The following is a 16,716-nucleotide window of genomic DNA, read 5'->3' on the forward strand; positions in this document are numbered from 1 at the left end:
CGTTGGTCGTGCACAAGATGCTCGGCGAGCTGAGCTACGAGGGGATGCTGCGGCCGGAACCGGCCGCACCGCCCGGGGACGGGGGCTACCGGGCGTGGACGATCACGCTGCCGGGAGCCACCTACGCGTTCGTGGCCAGGACCGGCGCGTTCGAGTCGTGGGCGGTGCGCCCCGGCTCGGCGACCCGCGACGGCGTGCCCGCCGACGACCCCAGGACGTTGGTGGTCGACGCGCGCGAGGAACTGGGCCTGACCGGGCTGCGGCTGGCCGAGGTGCTGGCCGAGCTGACCGCGACCGTCACCAACGAGGCCACCCGGCTCGAACACGCGCCGACCGCCGCCGAACTTGTCGCCATGGACTACGACACCGCCGACGGGCACCTGACCGGGCACCCTCGATTGGTGATGAACAAGGGCCGGGTCGGGTTCTCCGCCGCCGACCGCGCCCGGTTCGCGCCCGAGGCCGGGGCTGGGTTCGGCTTGCCGTGGCTGGCCGTGCACCGCGACCACGCGTCGTTCCGGAGCGTGGACGGGCTCGCCGAGGAGCAGCTGCTCACCGAGGAACTGGGTCCGGACCAGCTGGCGATGTTCCGCGCGGCGCTGCCGGATCCGCAGAACTATGTCCTGGTGCCGGTGCATCCGTGGCAGTTGGACGAGATCGTCGGCACGTACTACGCCGCCGAACTGGCGACCGGCGTCATCGTCCAACTTGGCGAGGGCCGCGACCGCTATCGCCCACACCAGACCATCCGCACGCTGGCCAACGTCAGCCACCCGACCCGCCGCGACGTCAAGACGGCTGTGTCGGTGCGCAACACCCTTGTCTACAGAGGACTCAACTCGGCCGCCACGCTCGCCGCTCCTGAGGTCACGACCTGGCTGCGCGAGGTGCACGCGGGCGACGAGCTGTTACGGGAGTACGGGTTCGACCTGCTCGGCGAGGTTGCGAGCGTGTCGGTCAGGCATCCGCTGTTCGGCGCGATAGACGAGCTGCCCTACCGCTTCCACGAGACCTTGGGCGCGCTGTGGCGCGAGCCGATGCGCGCGCGGCTTGAGCCGGGGGAGCGGGCCATCTCCTTCGCCGCTCTGCCGTATGGGGGTCCGGACGGCGAGTCGGTGCTGGTGCGGCTCATCCGCGAGTCCGGTATGGACACTGGGACGTGGCTGCGGCTGGTCCTTGACATGACGCTCACCCCGCTGCTGCACTGGCTGCTCGCCCACGGCGTCGGGTTCTGCCCACACGGCCAGAACCTCGTCCTCGTCACCGACGCCCACGGCACGCCGCTGCGGGTGGCCATCAAGGACTTCGCCCAAGGCGTCGACCTGCTCGACGAGGACCTGCCGAGCTACGACCTGCTCGGTTCGGCCGCCCGCGCGGACATGCTGCGCTGGCCGGCGCACCTGCTGGCACAGTCCCTGTTCAGCTCCGTTTTCGCAGGTCAGCTGCGGTTCTGGGCCGAGGTGCTCGATGAGGAACTGAACTTCGGCAGGCCCCGGCTGTGGGCTTTGGTCCGGGAGATCGTCGGCGCCTACCGTGACGCGCACCCGGAGACGGCGGCGCGGTTCGACGCGTGCGGGCTGTTCGCGGTGGATGTGGAGCGGGTGTGCCTCAACCGCGAACACCTGGCCGGGCAGGGATTCGACAAGATCGAGCGCGACGACGAGTTCGATGTCCGGTTCGGCCGTGCCGTGAACCCGCTGGCGGGACCGGACGCCGGGGGTGCCTGGTGATCCAGCACGCCAGACCAGTCGGTCCGCGCACCTTGGCCGACCGCGCCCTCACCGCGTCAGCGCTGTCCGGGGCGTTGCGGGCGGCGGTGGCGTCGGGTTCGGTGCGCCGGATCATCTGCCTGGTACCCGATCCACATACCCGGTTCGCGTCCGTCGAGGTCGGTGCCGAGTTCTTTGTGGACACTGTCCTCGTGTCGGGCTACGGCCTGTGCGCCTACGTCTTCGGCTGGAACCCGGAGCGTCAGCCGGTCAACGCCTCGGCGGTCGACCAGTTCCTCGGCGGCTACGGGGATCTACGGATGCGGCCCGACCTGGCCACTCTCGCCCCCGCGGGCCCCGGAACGTGGTTCGTGGTCTGCGACGTCGAGTGGCCCGACGGCCGCCCGGTCGCCGAGGCGCCGCGGAGTGTGCTCAAGGAACAGCTGACCGCGGCCGAGAAGGCGGGCTTGGTGCCAGCGGTCGGCATCGAGCACGAGGTCACCTTCACCGACGCGGCGGGCCACCCGCTCACCAAGGGCGGCCTCGACTACGCCGTCGGCGGCACCGAACCCCTTTCCGACCTGCTGGACAAGGTCAGCGACGCATTGGACGCGTTGGCGCTGGGCACGGAGTCCGCGCGCGGCGAGTGTCACCCCGGCCAGTACGAGATCGTCCTGCGCCACCGCGACGCCCTCGCCGCCTGCGACGACGCCATGCTCCACCAACTCGCCATCCGCCGAGCCGCCGCCGCACACGGTGTCCGCGCGGGCTACCTGGCCGCCGAGGCCACCGGCCAGGGCGGCTCCTGCCACGTGCACCTCTCCCTCACCGACCCGGCGGGCGCCCCGATGGTCGCGGGCGCCCGGCCGACCGAGCCGTCCACTGTGTTCGGCCACTTCCTCGCGGGTGTCCTGCGCGCGGCGCCCGATCTGACCGCGTTCTGGGCGCCGACGTGGAACTCCTACGTCCGCCTGCGCACGGCGCCGTTCTCACCCCGCACGCTGCGGTGGGGGACCGACGACCGGACCGCCGCGGTCCGCCTGGTCGGCCACGGCCCGTCCCTGCGCATGGAGGCGCGGTTCGCGGGCGCCGACGCGCAGCCGCACCTGGTGGTGGCGGCCCTGATCGCGTCCGGTCTGTCCGGAGTGGACGAACGGCTGGACCTTCCCGCCGAGGGGCGGGTCGTCGGCGACCTCGCGCGAACCCCGTGGGAGGCCCAGACCCGCCTCAGCGACTCCAAACTCGCCAGGGCGATCCTGGGCGACGCGGTGGTCGACCACCGCGTCGCGATGCTGGGCGAGGAACTGACCACCGGCCTGGACTCCGTCTCGGACTGGCAGCGCACGAGAGGGGACCTGCGGTCGTGAGCGGGCTGGTGGTCGGATTCGACCTGGACATGACGCTGATCGACGCGCGGGCGGGCATGGTCGACCAGGTGCACGCGATCGGGCGAAAGACCGGCATCCCGCTCGACGGCGTGGCGTTCATCGCCGAGTTGGGGCCGCCGCTGCGTCAGAAGTTCCGCGAGCAGGGCGTCCCGGAGGACCGGATGGACGAGTTCATCGACTTGTTCCGCGCCGACTATCCCGAGGTAGTCATCCCCGGCACGGTCGCGCTACCGGGCGCGGCCGAGGCCATCAAGGCCGTCCACGCGGTGGGCGGTCGCGCGGTGGTGGTCACGGCCAAGCACACGCCCAACGCCGAACTGCACGTCAAGGCACTCGGGTGGACGGTCGACGCGGTCATCGGCGGACTCTGGGCGGCAGCGAAGGCCCCGGAGCTGGTGCGGCAGGGCGCGCAGATCTTCGTCGGCGACCACGAGGGGGACATGGTGGGCGCGCTCGCGGCCGGTGCCGTGCCGGTCGGGGTCACGTCCGGGCCGTGCTCGGCGGCGGAACTCCGGGCGGCCGGAGCGGCGGTCGTGCTCGCCGACCTGGGCGACTTTCCGACCTGGCTTGCCGGTTGGATAAAAAAACAAGCATGACTGCTTGATTCTGCGCACCCGCCGTGCCACGGTGGGTGCGTGGACCTGACCGCATTGCTGGCCGACCTGCGCGCCGAGAGCGACGAGATCGACTCCTGGGTCGCCGACCTGCCCGCCGACAGGTGGGCGACGCCGACCCCGGCCGAGGGCTGGACCGTCGCGCACCAGATCGCCCACCTGGCGTGGACCGACGAGCGGTCGCTGCTCGCCGCGACCGACGCCGACGCCTTCCAGGCCGAGTTCACGGCCGCGCTGACCAGCGGAAACCCGCAGCGACTCGTCGACGACGGCGCCGAGGAAGGCGCGGCCGTGCCGCCCGCGGAACTGCTCGCCAGGTGGCGTGAGCTGCGCGAAGCCCTCCAGGGCGCGCTGGCCGCGGTGCCGCCGGGGGTCAAGCTGCCCTGGTACGGCCCGCCGATGAGCGCGGCGTCCATGGCGACCGCGCGGATGATGGAGACCTGGGCGCACGGCAACGACATCGCCGACGCGCTCGGCGTCAAACGGGTGCCCGCCGCGCGGATCAGGCACGTGGCCCACCTCGGGGTGCGGACCAGGGACTTCGCCTATCTGGTGAACGGCAGGACGGCGCCTACCGAAGCGTTCCGGGTCGAGCTGATCGCCCCCGACGGCTCGGTGTGGACGTGGGGACCGGACGACGCCGCGCAGCGGGTGACCGGGCTCGCCGTCGACTTCTGTCTGCTCGTCACCCAGCGCGCGCACCGCGATGACACCACGCTGGTGGCCTACGGCGCCGACGCCGACGAGTGGCTCGACATCGCGCAGGCCTTCGCGGGCCCGCCCGGGGCCGGACGGGAGAAGTCATGATCCGCATCGGCAACGCCTCCGGCTTCTACGGCGACCGCCTCTCGTCCATGCGCGAGCTGCTGACCGGCGGCGATCTCGACGTGCTGACCGGCGACTACCTCGCTGAGCTGACCATGCTCATCCTCGGGCGTCAGCGGATGAAGGACCCGGCGGGCGGCTACGCCAAGACGTTCCTGCGCCAACTGGAGGACTGCCTCGGCTTGGCCAAGGACCGCGGTGTCAAGATCGTCAGCAACGCGGGCGGCCTCAACCCGGCAGGCCTGGCCGACGCGATCCGTGCGCTGGCCGAGCGGCTCGGGGTGGACGTGTCGGTTGCCCACGTCGAGGGCGACGACCTGCTACCGCGCGAGGGTGCGTTGACCGCAAACGCCTACCTTGGCGCGTGGGGGATCGCGGAGTGCCTCACCGCGGGCGCCGACATCGTCGTCACCGGCCGGGTAACCGATGCCTCACTCGTGGTCGGCCCCGCCGCGGCGCACTTCGGGTGGGCCCGCGACGACTTCGACGCACTCGCCGGGGCGACCGTCGCCGGACACGTGATCGAGTGCGGCACGCAGGCCACGGGCGGCAACTTCGCGTTCTTCACCGAGGTCGCCGACCTCCGTCACCCAGGCTTCCCGATCGCCGAGATCGAGGTGGATGGCTCGTCGGTCATCACCAAGCACGCGGGGACCGGCGGCGCGGTTACGGTGGAAACCGTTACGGCGCAACTGCTCTACGAGATCCAAGGCGCGGACTACCTTGGTCCGGACGTCACTACCCGGTTCGACTCGATCGCGCTGACCGCTGATGGTTCGGATCGTGTGCGGATAAGAGGGGTCACGGGTGGACCGCCGCCGGAGACCGTCAAAGTCTGTGTGAACACCCTTGACGGGTTCCGCAACAGCGCGACTTTCGTCCTCTGTGGACTTGACATCGAGGCCAAGGCGAACCTGGTGCGGCGCCAGCTCGAAGGCGCCATCGGCGCGGACGGCATCACATGGACGCTCGCGCGGACCGACCACGCCGACGCCGACACCGAGGAAGCCGCCAGCGCGTTGCTGCACGCGATAGTGAAGACCCCGGACCCGGCGCGGGCCAAGGCGTTCTCGCGGGCGACCGTGGAGCTGGCGCTGGCGTCCTTCCCCGGGTTCACGATGACGGCGCCGCCCGCGGACGGGACGCCGGTCGGGGTGTATCGGCCGGAGTACGTGTCGTCGGCGGAGGTCGAGCACGTCGCTGTCGTGGCGGGGCAGCGGCGGGTCGTCAAGTGGACGCCCGGTACCGCGGTCGAGCCGCGGTCGGTCGGTTGGACTGACCCGGGCACGGACTTCGGGCCGACTCGCGGTGTGCCGCTCGGGCTCGTGGTCGGGGCGCGGTCGGGGGACAAGGGCGGTGACGCGAACCTCGGGCTGTGGGTGCGTCGGCCGGAGGCGTACGACTGGCTGGTGCGGACGCTGACCGTCGACCGGTTGCGGGTGTTGTTGCCGGAGACCGCCGAACTGGAGATCGAGCGGCACCTGCTGCCGAATCTGGTGGCGGTCAACTTCGTGGTGCACGGGCTGCTCGGCGCCGGGGTCGCCGCGGCGACGCGGTTCGACCCGCAGGCCAAGGCGTTGGGTGAGTGGATTCGGTCGCGGCAGGTGGATGTTCCGGAGGTGTTTCTGTGAGCTCTTTTGACACGCCGGAGCGGCAAGAGCTGCGCGCGACCGTACGCAGGTTCATGGCCGCGGAAGTGCTGCCCCATTTGGATTCTTGGGAGCGCGAAGGCGAGGTGCCTAGGTCGGTGCACCGCGTCGCGGGTGACCTCGGCCTGCTCGGGCTGGCGTTTCCGGAGTCGGTCGGCGGCGGTGGCGGCGACCTGATCGACGCGATGGTCGCCGTGGAAGAGATGCACTACGCGGGTGCCTCCGGTGGTCTGATCGCGGCCCTGCTGACCTGCGGGATCGCGCTGCCGCACATCGCGTTCGCCGGTGACGCCGCCCAGATCGACCGGTGGGTCCGGCCGACCCTGTCCGGCTCGATGATCGGGTCGCTGGCGATCACGGAACCCGACGGCGGGTCGGATGTCGCGGGCCTACGGACGACGGCGAAGCGCGACGGCGACGACTTCATTGTCAACGGGGCAAAGACATTCATCACCTCCGGCGTCCGCGCGGACTTCGTCACCATGGCGGTCCGGACCGGCGACGCGGGGGCGCACGGGATCTCGCTGCTGGTGATCGAGAAGGACACCCCCGGCTTCACGGTGTCACGGCGGCTGGAGAAGATGGGCTGGCTGTGCTCGGACACCGCCGAGCTGTCCTTTGTGGATTGCCGGGTGCCCGCGGCCAACCTGGTCGGCGCCGAGAACACCGGGTTCATCCAGATCGCGCAGAATTTCGTCGCCGAGCGGCTGACGCTGGCGGTACAGGCGTACGCGGCGGCGCAGCGGGCGCTGGACCTCACGCTGGAGTGGTGCAGGCTGCGCGAGACCTTCGGGCGGCCGCTGATCTCGCGTCAGTCGGTGCAGACCACGGTGACCGAGATGACCCGCAAGATCGACGTCGCGCGGACGTACACACGGGACGTCGCGGAGCGGCACCTGGCGGGCGAGGAGGTCATCGCTCAGGTGTGTTTCGCGAAGAACACGGCGGTCGAGGCGGGGGAGTGGGTGGCCCACCAGGCCGTCCAACTCTTCGGCGGCCTCGGCTACATGCGCGAGTCCGAAGTGGAGCGCCACTACCGCGACATGCGCATCCTGGGCATCGGCGGCGGCACCAACGAGATCATGACCGGCCTGGCCGCCAAGCGATTGGGGTACACCTCATGAGGTTGCACACAATGCGGGACGGCTGTCCACAGCCCTCCAGCAACGAAGATCCTTTGACACCTCTCGCCGGCAGACTGGACCAGGGACGTCCCCCCTGGATTGGGCGGGGGCTTCGTGCTCGGAGGTTGGTGGCATGACGGTTCTGCGTTCTTTGGTGGATTCGTCCGGGGGCGGCTTCCAGGCCGATCGGGAGGCGATGCTGGCGAAGCTTGCCCATCTCGACGGCGAGCACGCCAAGGCTGTGGCGGGCGGTGGCGAGAAGTACGTCGTCCGGCATCGCAAGCGAGGAAAGTTGCTGGCCCGCGAGCGGGTCGAACTCCTTCTCGACCAGGACTCGCCCTGCCCACGACGCCGCTGCTCGCGTTGCCGAAACAGCCACGTGCACCCGGTATGCGTGCGGTCCCTGCGCCTTGACAGCGACGCCGTGGACACGCCGATACCAGGCCAACGTTATGGGTCACACCACAGGAGGTTGGTGGCATGACGGTTCTGCGTTCTTCGGTGGATTCGTCCGGGGGCGACTTCCAGGCCAATCGTGAGGCGATGCTGGCGAAGCTCGACCACCTCGACGGCGAGCACGCCAAGGCCGTCGCGGGCGGTGGCGAGAAGTATGTCGCCCGGCATCGCAAGCGTGGAAAGTTGCTGGCCCGCGAGCGGGTCGAGCTTCTCCTCGACCCGGACTCGCCCTTTCTCGAACTGTCCTCGCTGGCCGCGTGGGGGACCGACTACCAGGTCGGTGGCAGCCTCGTCACCGGCATCGGCGTGGTCGAAGGTGTCGAGTGCATGATCAACGCCAGTGACCCGACGGTCAAAGGCGGAGCCATCAACCCCTGGGGCATGCGCAAAGGCTTCCGCGCCGCCGACATCGCCGCGCAGAATCGGTTGCCGTCGATCAGCCTGGTGGAGTCTGGCGGGGCGGACCTGCCGACCCAGAAGGAGATCTTCATCCCCGGTGGGCGCACCTTCCGCGACATCACCCGCGCCTCGGCGGCCGGTGTCCCGTCGGTCGCGCTCGTGTTCGGCAACTCGACCGCGGGCGGGGCGTATCTGCCCGGCATGTCCGACTACGTCGTGATGGTCAAGGAGCGCGCCAAGGTGTTCCTCGGCGGGCCGCCGCTGGTGAAGATGGCGACCGGGGAGGAGTCCGACGACGAGTCGCTCGGCGGTGCGGAGATGCACGCGCGGATCTCCGGGCTCGCCGACTACCTCGCCGTCGACGAGGAAGACGCCATCCGGTTGGGGCGCCGCATCATCCGCAGGCTCAACTGGCGCAAGCAGGGGCCGACGCCTGCCGCCGACTACGCCGAGCCCGAGTACGACGCCGAGGATCTGCTCGGCATCGTGCCGACCGACCTCAAGGTGCCGTTCGATCCGCGCGAGGTTATCGCGCGGGTGGTGGACGGCTCGGACTTCGACGAGTTCAAGCCGCTCTACGGCTCCAGCCTCGTGACCGGCTGGGCGCAGGTCCACGGCTACCCGGTCGGCATCCTCGCCAACGCGCGCGGTGTGCTGTTCGGCGAGGAAGCGCAGAAGGCCACCCAGTTCATCCAGCTGGCGAACCAGTCGAACACGCCGCTGCTGTTCCTGCACAACACCACCGGCTACATGGTCGGCAAGGAGTACGAGCAGAGCGGCATCATCAAGCACGGCGCGATGATGATCAACGCGGTGTCGAACTCGAAGGTGCCGCACATCTCGATCCTCATGGGCGCCTCCTACGGCGCGGGCCACTACGGCATGTGCGGCCGGGCCTACGACCCCCGGTTCCTGTTCGCCTGGCCGAGCGCGAAGTCCGCCGTCATGGGGCCGCAGCAGCTCGCGGGCGTGCTCTCGATCGTCATGCGCCAAGGTGCCGAGAGTCGCGGGCAGGTCTTCAACGAGGAACACGACGCGGCCATGCGCGCGATGGTGGAGGGGCAGATCGAGGCGGAGTCGCTGCCGACATTCCTCTCCGGGATGATCTACGACGACGGCATCATCGACCCGCGTGACACCCGCACGGTGCTCGGGATGTCCTTGTCCGCAATCCACAATGGACCAGTGAAGGGCGCCGACGGCTTCGGCGTCTTCCGGATGTGAGCGGGACATGATCACCTCACTGCTCGTGGCCAACCGCGGCGAGATCGCCCGCCGCGTCTTCCGCACCGCCCGCGACCTCGGCATCGCCACGGTCGCGGTCTACTCCGACGCCGACGCGGACTCCCCGCACGTCGCCGAGGCCGACAGCGCCGTGCGGCTGCCCGGAAACACCCCCACCGAGACCTATCTGCGCGCCGACCTGCTCATCCAGGCCGCGCTCGACGCCGGTGCCGACGCCATCCATCCCGGCTACGGGTTCCTGTCGGAGAACGCTGGGTTCGCCCAAGCGGTTATCGACGCCGGGCTGACCTGGGTCGGCCCGCCGGTCGAGTCGATCGAGCGGATGGGCTCCAAGATCGAGTCCAAGGTGCTGATGGCGGCGGCGGGCGTGCCGGTGCTGTCCAAATTGGACCCATCGGATGTGACCGAGTTCCCGGTGCTGATCAAGGCGTCGGCGGGCGGCGGTGGCCGGGGTATGCGGATTGTCCGCAGTGCCAACGACTTGCCTGCCGAACTGGAGGTGGCGCGCAGCGAAGCGGGCTCCGCGTTCGGCGACCCGACGGTCTTCATCGAGCCGTACCTGGAGACCGGGCGGCACATCGAGGTTCAGGTGATGGCCGACCGGCACGGCACGGTCTGGGCTGTCGGCGAACGTGAGTGCTCGTTGCAGCGGCGCCACCAGAAGGTCGTCGAGGAAGCCCCCTCGCCGCTGGTCGAGCGGACCGAAGGCATGCGCGAGCGGCTGTTCGACGCCGCGCGCACGGCCGCGTCGGCCATCGGCTACGAGGGCGCGGGCACCGTGGAGTTCCTGGCCGACGAGTCCGGGCGCTTCTACTTCCTGGAGATGAACACCCGCCTGCAGGTCGAGCACCCGGTCACCGAGTGCGTCACCGGGCTCGACCTGGTCGCCTTGCAGCTCACCGTCGCCGAGGGTGCCCGGCTTCCCGCCGAGCCGCCCGCGTCGACCGGGCACGCCATCGAGGTCCGGCTCTACGCCGAGGACCCGGCGGCGGGCTGGCGGCCACAGAGCGGGACGCTGCTCGCCTTCGACCTTCCCGGCACCGAGTTCGCCAACCCGGTCGGCGCGGGTATCCGGCTGGACTCTGGGGTGCGCACCGGGTCGGTCGTCGGGGTGCACTACGACCCGATGCTGGCCAAGGTCATCGCCTGGGCGCCCGAGCGCACCGCCGCCGCCCGCGCGCTGGCGGGCGCGCTGACCAGGGCCAAGATCCACGGCCTGCGGACCAACCGCGACCTGCTGGTGCGCGTGCTGCGCCACCCGGCGTTCCTCGCCGGGGACACCGACACCGCGTTCTTCGACCGGCACGGCCTGGACACTCTGGCCGCCCCGCTGGCCGACAAGGACGCCGAAGCCCTCTCCGCGCTGGCCGCGGCGCTGGCCGACGCCGAGGCGAACCGGGCGACGGCGCGCGTGCTCGGCAGGCTGCCCGCTGGGTGGCGCAACGTGCCGTCGCAGCCGCAGGTCAAACGCTATGGCGACCATGAGGTCCGCTACCGGGTGACCCGCGACGGCCTGGTCGGCGTCGAGGGCGTGCGGCTGCTGTCGGCCGCGCCGACGGTGGTCGAACTGGAGGTCGGCGGCGTCCGGCGCCGGTTCGACGTGGCCGCCTACCCGGGCCTGGCCTGCGTCGACTCGGCGTTCGGGGCGGTCGCGCTGACCGTCCAGCCCAGGTTCGAAGACCCCGCCGACCACATCGCCGCCGGTTCGCTGCTCGCGCCGATGCCCGGCACGGTCGTGCGGGTGGCGGTCGAGGCTGGTCAGCACGTCGAGGCCGGTCAGCCGCTGCTGTGGCTGGAAGCGATGAAGATGGAACACCGGATCGACGCGCCCGTCGCGGGTGTCGTCGCCGAACTCACCGTGTCCCCAGGGGACCAGGTCGACATGGGCCGGGTTCTCGCCGTTGTGCAGGAGGAAGCGTGACCTTCACTGAGTCCCCCGAGCGTCAGGCTCTGCGCGCGGCGGTCGCCGAGTTGGGGCGCAAGTACGGATACGAGTACACGATCAAGGCCGCCCGCTCCGGCGGTCACACCACTGAGCTGTGGAACGAGGCGGGCAAGCTGGGCTACCTCGGCGTCAACGTGCCCGAGGAGTTCGGCGGCGGGGGTGGCGGCATCGGCGATCTGGCCGCGGTGTGCGAGGAACTCGGCGCGGCGGGCGCCGGCCTGCTGCAAATGGTTGTTTCGCCAGCGATCTGCGCCACGATCATCGCCCGTTTCGGCACCGACGAGCAGAAGCGGCGCTGGCTGCCCGGGTTCGCCGACGGCTCGCTGCGGATGGCCTTCGCCATCACCGAGCCCGACGCCGGGTCCAACGCGCACAAGCTGACCACCACGGCCCGCCGCGACGGCGACGGCTGGGTCCTCAGCGGTCGCAAGGTCTTCATCTCCTGCGTTGACGAGTCGCAGTCGGTGCTGGTCGTGGGCCGCACCGAGGACGCCAAGACCGGCAAGCTCAAGCCCGCGCTGTTCGTCGTGCCGACCGACGCGCCCGGGTTCGAGTACAAGAAGATCGAGATGGACATCATCGCGCCGGACTACCAGTTCGCGCTGTTCCTCGACGACGTCCGCCTGCCCGCCGACGCGCTCGTCGGCTCCGAGGACGCCGCGCTCATGCAGCTGTTCGCGGGCCTCAACCCGGAGCGGATCATGGCCGCGTCGTTCGCCGTGGGCATGGGCCGCTTCGCGCTGGACAAGGCCGTCGAGTACGCCAAGACCCGCACGGTGTGGAAGGAGCCGATCGGCGCCCACCAGGCCGTCGCGCACCCGCTGGCCGTGGCCAAGATCGAGCTGGAACTGGCCAAGCTGATGGCGCAGAAGGCCGCCGCCCTCTACGACAGCGGCGACGACATGGCCTCGGGCGAGGCGGCGAACATGGCCAAGTACGCCGCTGGTGAGGCCGTGGCCAAGGCGGTAGACGCGGCGGTGCAGACCCATGGCGGCAACGGACTGGCCAGCGAATATGGTCTGGGCGCGCTCATCGGCGCGTCCCGGCTCACGCGGATCGCACCGGTCAGCCGTGAGATGATCCTGAACTTCGTGGCGCAGTTCTCCTTGGGGCTGCCCAAGTCCTATTAGAGGTGGCAGTGAGCAGCGAGGCAGTACGGCAACCCCAGCAGGACCGTAGTCGGGCCACCCGGCAGCGGCTGCTGGAGGCCGCCATCGAGTCCCTCGCCGAGGTCGGCTGGTCGGGCAGCACGGTCACGGTCGTCGCCGAACGCGCCGGTGTGTCCCGCGGCGCCGCCCAGCACCACTTCCCGACCAGGGAAGACCTGGTCACCGCGGCGATCGAGTACGTCACCGACGAACGCATCGCCACCCTCAGCGAGGCCATGCCCGACCTGCCACCCGGGCCGGAGCGCACCGAGCTGGTGGTCACCACCATCGGCGAGCTGTACGCGGGCAAGTTCTTCCGCGCGGCCCTGCAGCTGTGGGTGGCGGCGGCCTCCGACGAGCAACTGCGTGCCCAGGTCGTCCCCCTGGAAGCCCACGTCGGCCGCGAGGCCCACCGGATGACCGTTGCCGCCCTCGGCGCCGACGAGTCGCTGCCTGGGGTGCGCGAGGCCGTCCAGGCGACGTTGGACCTGGCGCGTGGACTCGGCCTGGCGAACCTGCTCACCGACGACCGCGGCCGCCGCACGCGGGTCCTGAACCAATGGGCCGCCGTCCTGCACACCACGTTGGCGGGCTGACATCCAGTCCACTGTGGACCAGATGACCGGGGTCGCGCCCAACCGGCGTGGCTTTCCTGTGTCGTGACCGGGCGACGATCGTCCGGTTCGGCTTCGCTCCGGTCGACAACCGCGGCGCGGCGCTCCCGGCGGGTCCATAAGGTCGAAACGAGTTGCCTCGGTTCGTAGGATCGGGGCATGGGGAGCGATGACGTCCGCGCGGTCCTGGCCGCGCACCTGCCCGACCTCCGGGTCGACACCGTCGAACACCTGGGAGAAGGGCAGGACAACACCGCCTTCGACGTCAACGGCGAGCTGATCGTCCGGTTCGCCAAGGGTGACACCGATGTGGCGGCCGAGGCCCGGTTGCTGGAGGTGGTCGCCGGGTTCTCGCCGCTGCGGATCCCGCTGCCGAGACTGGTCGTGCCGGAGCTGCGCTGTCTGGCCTATGACCGGCTTCCCGGAACCCAGCTGCTCGACCTCCCCGAGTGCCCGCCCGGGGTCGTGGACGAGCTGCGCGGGTTCCTCGACGCGCTGCAGGTCATCCCGGTCGACCTGGTCGCCGACCTTGTCGAGGTCGACGACCAGGACGGCGAGGGCTGGCTCGCCGACGCCAAGGACTGCTACGCCGCGTTGGCCGTGCCCGCCAGGTTCCGGCCGGTCATCGAGGCGTTCCTGGCCGAGGCGCCGCCCAAGCCCGACTACGAGGTCGTCTTCTCGCACAACGACCTCGGCATCGAGCACGTCCTCATCCAGGACGGCCGGGTCAGCGGGGTGATCGACTGGACCGACGCCGCGCTGTGCGACCCGGCCTACGACCACGGCCTGCTCTACCGCGACCTCGGCGTCCTGCCTTCCGGCAGGCCAGACGGATTCGTCGAGCGGGCGGTCTTCTACGCCCGCTGCTCGGTCCTGGAGGACTGGCGCTACGGGGTCGAGAGCGGGCTGCGGCAGTTCGTGACCCAGGCCCAGGCGTCGCTGGAGTGGCTGTTCAGAGCCGAGTGAGGCGGATCGGCAGGTCGTCGGTCGGCACGGGCAGCGCGGTCGGGTCCCAGCGCACCTGGTAGCCCTCCGGGACCGACCACCGGAACATCCGCAGCAGCTCGTGCAGCAGCGTCTTGACCTCGTACATCCCGAAGTGCATGCCGATGCACTTGTGCACGCCGCCGCCGAAGGGCATCCACGCGTACCGGTGCACCTTGTCCTCGCGCCGGTCCTCGGCGAAGCGCAGCGGGTCGAACCGGGTCGGGTCCGGCCAGTACTCGGGCAGCAGGTGGTTCACCCACGTCGAGACGGCGATCTTGGTCCCGGCGGGCACATGGTGGCCAAGAAGATCGGTGTCGCGAACCGTTTGCCGCGCCAGCGACGGAACGGGCGAGACCAGTCGCATGCTCTCGCGGATGATCAGATCCAACGACGTCAGGCTGTCCAAAGTGGACGTGGTGATCTCGTCGACCGCCATCGACTCCGCGCGGGCCCTTTCCTGCCAGACCGGGTCTTTGCCGAGGAAGTACAGCGCCGCCGTCGTGGTGATGGTCGAGGTGTCGTGCGCGGCCATCATCAGGAAGATCATGTGGTTGACGATGTCGTCGTCGCTGAACACGTCGCCCTCGTCGGTGCGGGCGTGGCACAACGCGGAGAACAGGTCGTCGTCGACACTGGCGCGCTTGCGCGGCACAGCCTCCCGGAAGTACGCCTCAAGCACCTTGCGCCCGCGCAGCCCCGCCGCCCACCGGCCGCCGGGCACCGGGTAGCGGACCAGCGACGTCCCGGCGCGCACGGTGTCGATGAACGCTTCGCGCAGCGCGTCGGTCCGGCCGCTGGTCGCCATGAAGATGTCGGTGGCCACGTCGAGTGTCAGCTGCTTGAGCGCCGGGTAGACCAGGAAGCCGTCGCGCGCGGGCCACTCGCGGATCTCCCGCTCGGCGATGTCGGCGACGCGGGCGTTGTAGGCGCTGATCCGGTCTTGGGTGAACGCGTGCTGCATCAGCCGCCGGTGCTGCAGGTGCTCCTCGAAGTCCATCAGCATGAGGCCGCCGCGGAAGAACGGGCCGATGAAGAACGTCCAGCCCTGCTGCGAGTACGCCTTGTCCTTGTTGGTCAGCACGACCTGCGCCGCCTCCGGGCCCGAAGCGGTGACGAACTTCGTGCCGAACGAGCTGATCCACGACACCGGGCCGTAGCGCTCATAACGCCGCAGGCCGAAATCGACGCCCTGACGCAGGATGCTGAGGGTATGGCCGAGGACAGGCAGGCCCGCGTCACCGAGCACGGGACGGGAGTCCGGAGGGGTGGGGGACAGCTCGCGCGTCGGCCACGGCCGATCCGACAGCCACCGCTCCACCTTGCGCACCGTCGTCATGGGGCCCTCCCTAGCTCGGTCGTGCGGCCTCTCGGAGGATCGCCATCGCGATCTCGGCAGTCTCGGCGGTCAGTGTGGGTCGGGCCGCGAACCGGCGCGACCGCGGCAAGTCGTTGATCACGGTCAGGGCCGCGTGGACGGCGACCCTGGCCTCGGCCTCCGTCGAGCCGGGCGCGGTCTCCCGCAGCAGCCGCACCCACTCGGCCACGTAGCTCCGCTGGAGCCTGCGCAGCTCCTTGGCGTCGCGCTCGGGCAGGTTGACCAGCTCACTGGTGTAGACGGAGATGAGGTCGTCGGAGCGCTGGACGGTGTCGGCGTAGGACCGGGTGAGCCGGTGCAAGGCGTCGACCGGGTCGGTGGCCTCGGCCAGCGCGTGTTCCAGGCCCAGGTGCAGCCGGTCGGCCATCCGGCGGCAGGAGGCGAGCAGGATGTCGGACTTGGCGGCGAAGTGCTTGTAGATGCTCGGCCCCGCGATCCCGGTGACCGCGCCGATGTCCTCCATGCTGACCGCGTGGTAGCCGCGCTCGCGGAACAGCCTGGTCGCCGCGGACAGCAGCTCCTCGCGTCTGCTGGCCGCTGGCTGGGCGCGTGACCGCCACGCCGCGGCGGCGGGCTCCTCGGCGGCCGGGACGACGTCGCTGCGGACCACGGCCTCGGCCAGTCGGGCCAGCAGCCGCTCGAACGGCTCGCGGGCGTAGTTGACGTGGTGGTCGCCGACGCTGCCGTAGACGCTCATCACGGCGAAGGTCAGCAGCTCGGTGTCGGCGCGGTCCAGCTCGGGGCGCAGGCCGCGCAGGCCGGTGACGTAGCGGGCCAGCGAACCGCCCATCCGCCTGCGGATCTCCTGCTGGTCGCCCGCGTGCAGGTGGCGGCCCTGCCAGCGCCAGAGCGCGGTCAGCTCCCGCTGTTCGATGGACACCTCGGCCGCGGCGTGCAGCAGCGGCCCGACGCAGCGCTCGGGGTCGCCGTGGGCCGCGGCGATGGCGGTGTCGAGGCGGTCGATGAGCACGTCGACGCCGGTCAGCAGCACGTGGCCGAGCAGGGCCTGCTTGTTCGGGAAGTGCCGGTAGAGGGCCGGGCCGGTGATACCCGCGGCGGCGGCGATGTCGTTGACGCCGACCGCGTGGTAGCCGCGCTTGCCGAACAGCTCCGCCGCCGCCTCGGCCAGTTGGGCCTTGCGGTTGCGCGGCCTGCGGCCACGCGGTGGGCTCAGTTCGGCGGTCAACGGTCAAGCCTCCTGGTCGTGAGACGCGCTTAACCAAGCTAACGGAGCGACT

Annotated in this window: 13 protein-coding genes and 1 pseudogene; 12 read left to right on the plus strand and 2 right to left on the minus strand. The window is 70.6% G+C overall.

What is annotated here, in order from left to right; all coding sequences use genetic code 11:
* Nucleotides 1–17: 17 nt before the first annotated feature.
* The 12 genes and pseudogenes from BN1701_RS04595 (at nt 18) to BN1701_RS04645 (ending at nt 14,082) form a co-directional block, all read left to right on the plus strand.
* Nucleotides 18–1,730 carry an IucA/IucC family siderophore biosynthesis protein gene (locus BN1701_RS04595; RefSeq protein WP_054055615.1) on the plus strand — a complete coding sequence of 571 codons (1,713 nt, stop codon included), beginning with the start codon at nt 18–20 and terminating at the stop codon, nt 1,728–1,730.
* Nucleotides 1,727–3,076: a glutamine synthetase gene (locus BN1701_RS04600; RefSeq protein ID WP_054045801.1), complete on the plus strand. Its 1,350-nt coding sequence runs from the start codon at nt 1,727–1,729 to the stop codon at nt 3,074–3,076. Before BN1701_RS04595 ends, BN1701_RS04600 begins: the two co-directional genes overlap by 4 nt.
* On the plus strand, nt 3,073–3,693 hold the full coding sequence (locus BN1701_RS04605) for an HAD family hydrolase (protein WP_255364577.1): 621 nt from the start codon (nt 3,073–3,075) through the stop codon (nt 3,691–3,693). Before BN1701_RS04600 ends, BN1701_RS04605 begins: the two co-directional genes overlap by 4 nt.
* 39 nt (nt 3,694–3,732) lie before the next feature.
* Nucleotides 3,733–4,518 (plus strand): TIGR03084 family metal-binding protein, encoded by a 786-nt coding sequence (locus BN1701_RS04610; protein WP_054045803.1) that lies wholly within the window; start codon nt 3,733–3,735, stop codon nt 4,516–4,518.
* Nucleotides 4,515–6,167 carry an acyclic terpene utilization AtuA family protein gene (locus BN1701_RS04615; protein ID WP_054045806.1) on the plus strand — a complete coding sequence of 551 codons (1,653 nt, stop codon included), beginning with the start codon at nt 4,515–4,517 and terminating at the stop codon, nt 6,165–6,167. The genes BN1701_RS04610 and BN1701_RS04615 overlap by 4 nt, the downstream gene beginning before the upstream one ends.
* Nucleotides 6,164–7,309 (plus strand): acyl-CoA dehydrogenase family protein, encoded by a 1,146-nt coding sequence (locus BN1701_RS04620; RefSeq protein WP_255364579.1) that lies wholly within the window; start codon nt 6,164–6,166, stop codon nt 7,307–7,309. Before BN1701_RS04615 ends, BN1701_RS04620 begins: the two co-directional genes overlap by 4 nt.
* Nucleotides 7,310–7,442: 133 nt before the next feature.
* Nucleotides 7,443–7,637, plus strand: a pseudogene (locus BN1701_RS35240) (acyl-CoA carboxylase subunit beta); the annotation flags it as partial.
* A gap of 152 nt (nt 7,638–7,789) precedes the next feature.
* Complete coding sequence (locus BN1701_RS04625) at nt 7,790–9,388, plus strand: acyl-CoA carboxylase subunit beta (protein ID WP_054045808.1); 1,599 nt, start codon at nt 7,790–7,792, stop codon at nt 9,386–9,388.
* 7 nt (nt 9,389–9,395) lie between these two features.
* The gene (locus BN1701_RS04630) at nt 9,396–11,330 is read left to right on the plus strand and encodes a biotin carboxylase N-terminal domain-containing protein (RefSeq protein WP_054045809.1); all 1,935 of its coding nucleotides are present in this window, start codon (nt 9,396–9,398) and stop codon (nt 11,328–11,330) included.
* The gene (locus BN1701_RS04635) at nt 11,327–12,484 is read left to right on the plus strand and encodes an acyl-CoA dehydrogenase family protein (RefSeq protein ID WP_054045811.1); all 1,158 of its coding nucleotides are present in this window, start codon (nt 11,327–11,329) and stop codon (nt 12,482–12,484) included. The genes BN1701_RS04630 and BN1701_RS04635 overlap by 4 nt, the downstream gene beginning before the upstream one ends.
* 8 nt (nt 12,485–12,492) lie before the next feature.
* Nucleotides 12,493–13,098 carry a TetR/AcrR family transcriptional regulator gene (locus tag BN1701_RS04640; RefSeq protein WP_054045813.1) on the plus strand — a complete coding sequence of 202 codons (606 nt, stop codon included), beginning with the start codon at nt 12,493–12,495 and terminating at the stop codon, nt 13,096–13,098.
* Nucleotides 13,099–13,275: 177 nt separating this feature from the next.
* The gene (locus BN1701_RS04645; protein WP_054045815.1) at nt 13,276–14,082 is read left to right on the plus strand and encodes a phosphotransferase family protein; all 807 of its coding nucleotides are present in this window, start codon (nt 13,276–13,278) and stop codon (nt 14,080–14,082) included.
* Here the strand turns inward: BN1701_RS04645 and BN1701_RS04650 are convergent.
* Nucleotides 14,069–15,439 (minus strand): cytochrome P450, encoded by a 1,371-nt coding sequence (locus BN1701_RS04650; protein ID WP_054045817.1) that lies wholly within the window; start codon nt 15,437–15,439, stop codon nt 14,069–14,071. The two genes, BN1701_RS04645 and BN1701_RS04650, sit on opposite strands and share 14 nt — an antisense overlap.
* Before the next feature lie 10 nt (nt 15,440–15,449).
* The gene (locus BN1701_RS04655) at nt 15,450–16,664 is read right to left on the minus strand and encodes a TetR/AcrR family transcriptional regulator (protein WP_231949481.1); all 1,215 of its coding nucleotides are present in this window, start codon (nt 16,662–16,664) and stop codon (nt 15,450–15,452) included.
* Between the last annotated feature and the right edge of the window lie 52 nt (nt 16,665–16,716).

The organism is Alloactinosynnema sp. L-07 (assembly GCF_900070365.1).
GTDB lineage: Bacteria > Actinomycetota > Actinomycetes > Mycobacteriales > Pseudonocardiaceae > Actinokineospora.

Excerpts from the sequence above, each read along its gene's own strand:
- BN1701_RS04595 (WP_054055615.1), top strand. The coding sequence starts at position 18 with ATGCTCGGCGAGCTGAGCTACGAGGGGATGCTGCGGCCGGAACCGGCC.
- BN1701_RS04615 (WP_054045806.1), top strand. The coding sequence starts at position 4,515 with ATGATCCGCATCGGCAACGCCTCCGGCTTCTACGGCGACCGCCTCTCG.
- BN1701_RS04625 (WP_054045808.1), top strand. The coding sequence starts at position 7,790 with ATGACGGTTCTGCGTTCTTCGGTGGATTCGTCCGGGGGCGACTTCCAG.
- BN1701_RS04630 (WP_054045809.1), top strand. The coding sequence starts at position 9,396 with ATGATCACCTCACTGCTCGTGGCCAACCGCGGCGAGATCGCCCGCCGC.
- BN1701_RS04645 (WP_054045815.1), top strand. The coding sequence starts at position 13,276 with ATGGGGAGCGATGACGTCCGCGCGGTCCTGGCCGCGCACCTGCCCGAC.
- BN1701_RS04650 (WP_054045817.1), bottom strand. The coding sequence starts at position 15,439 with ATGACGACGGTGCGCAAGGTGGAGCGGTGGCTGTCGGATCGGCCGTGG.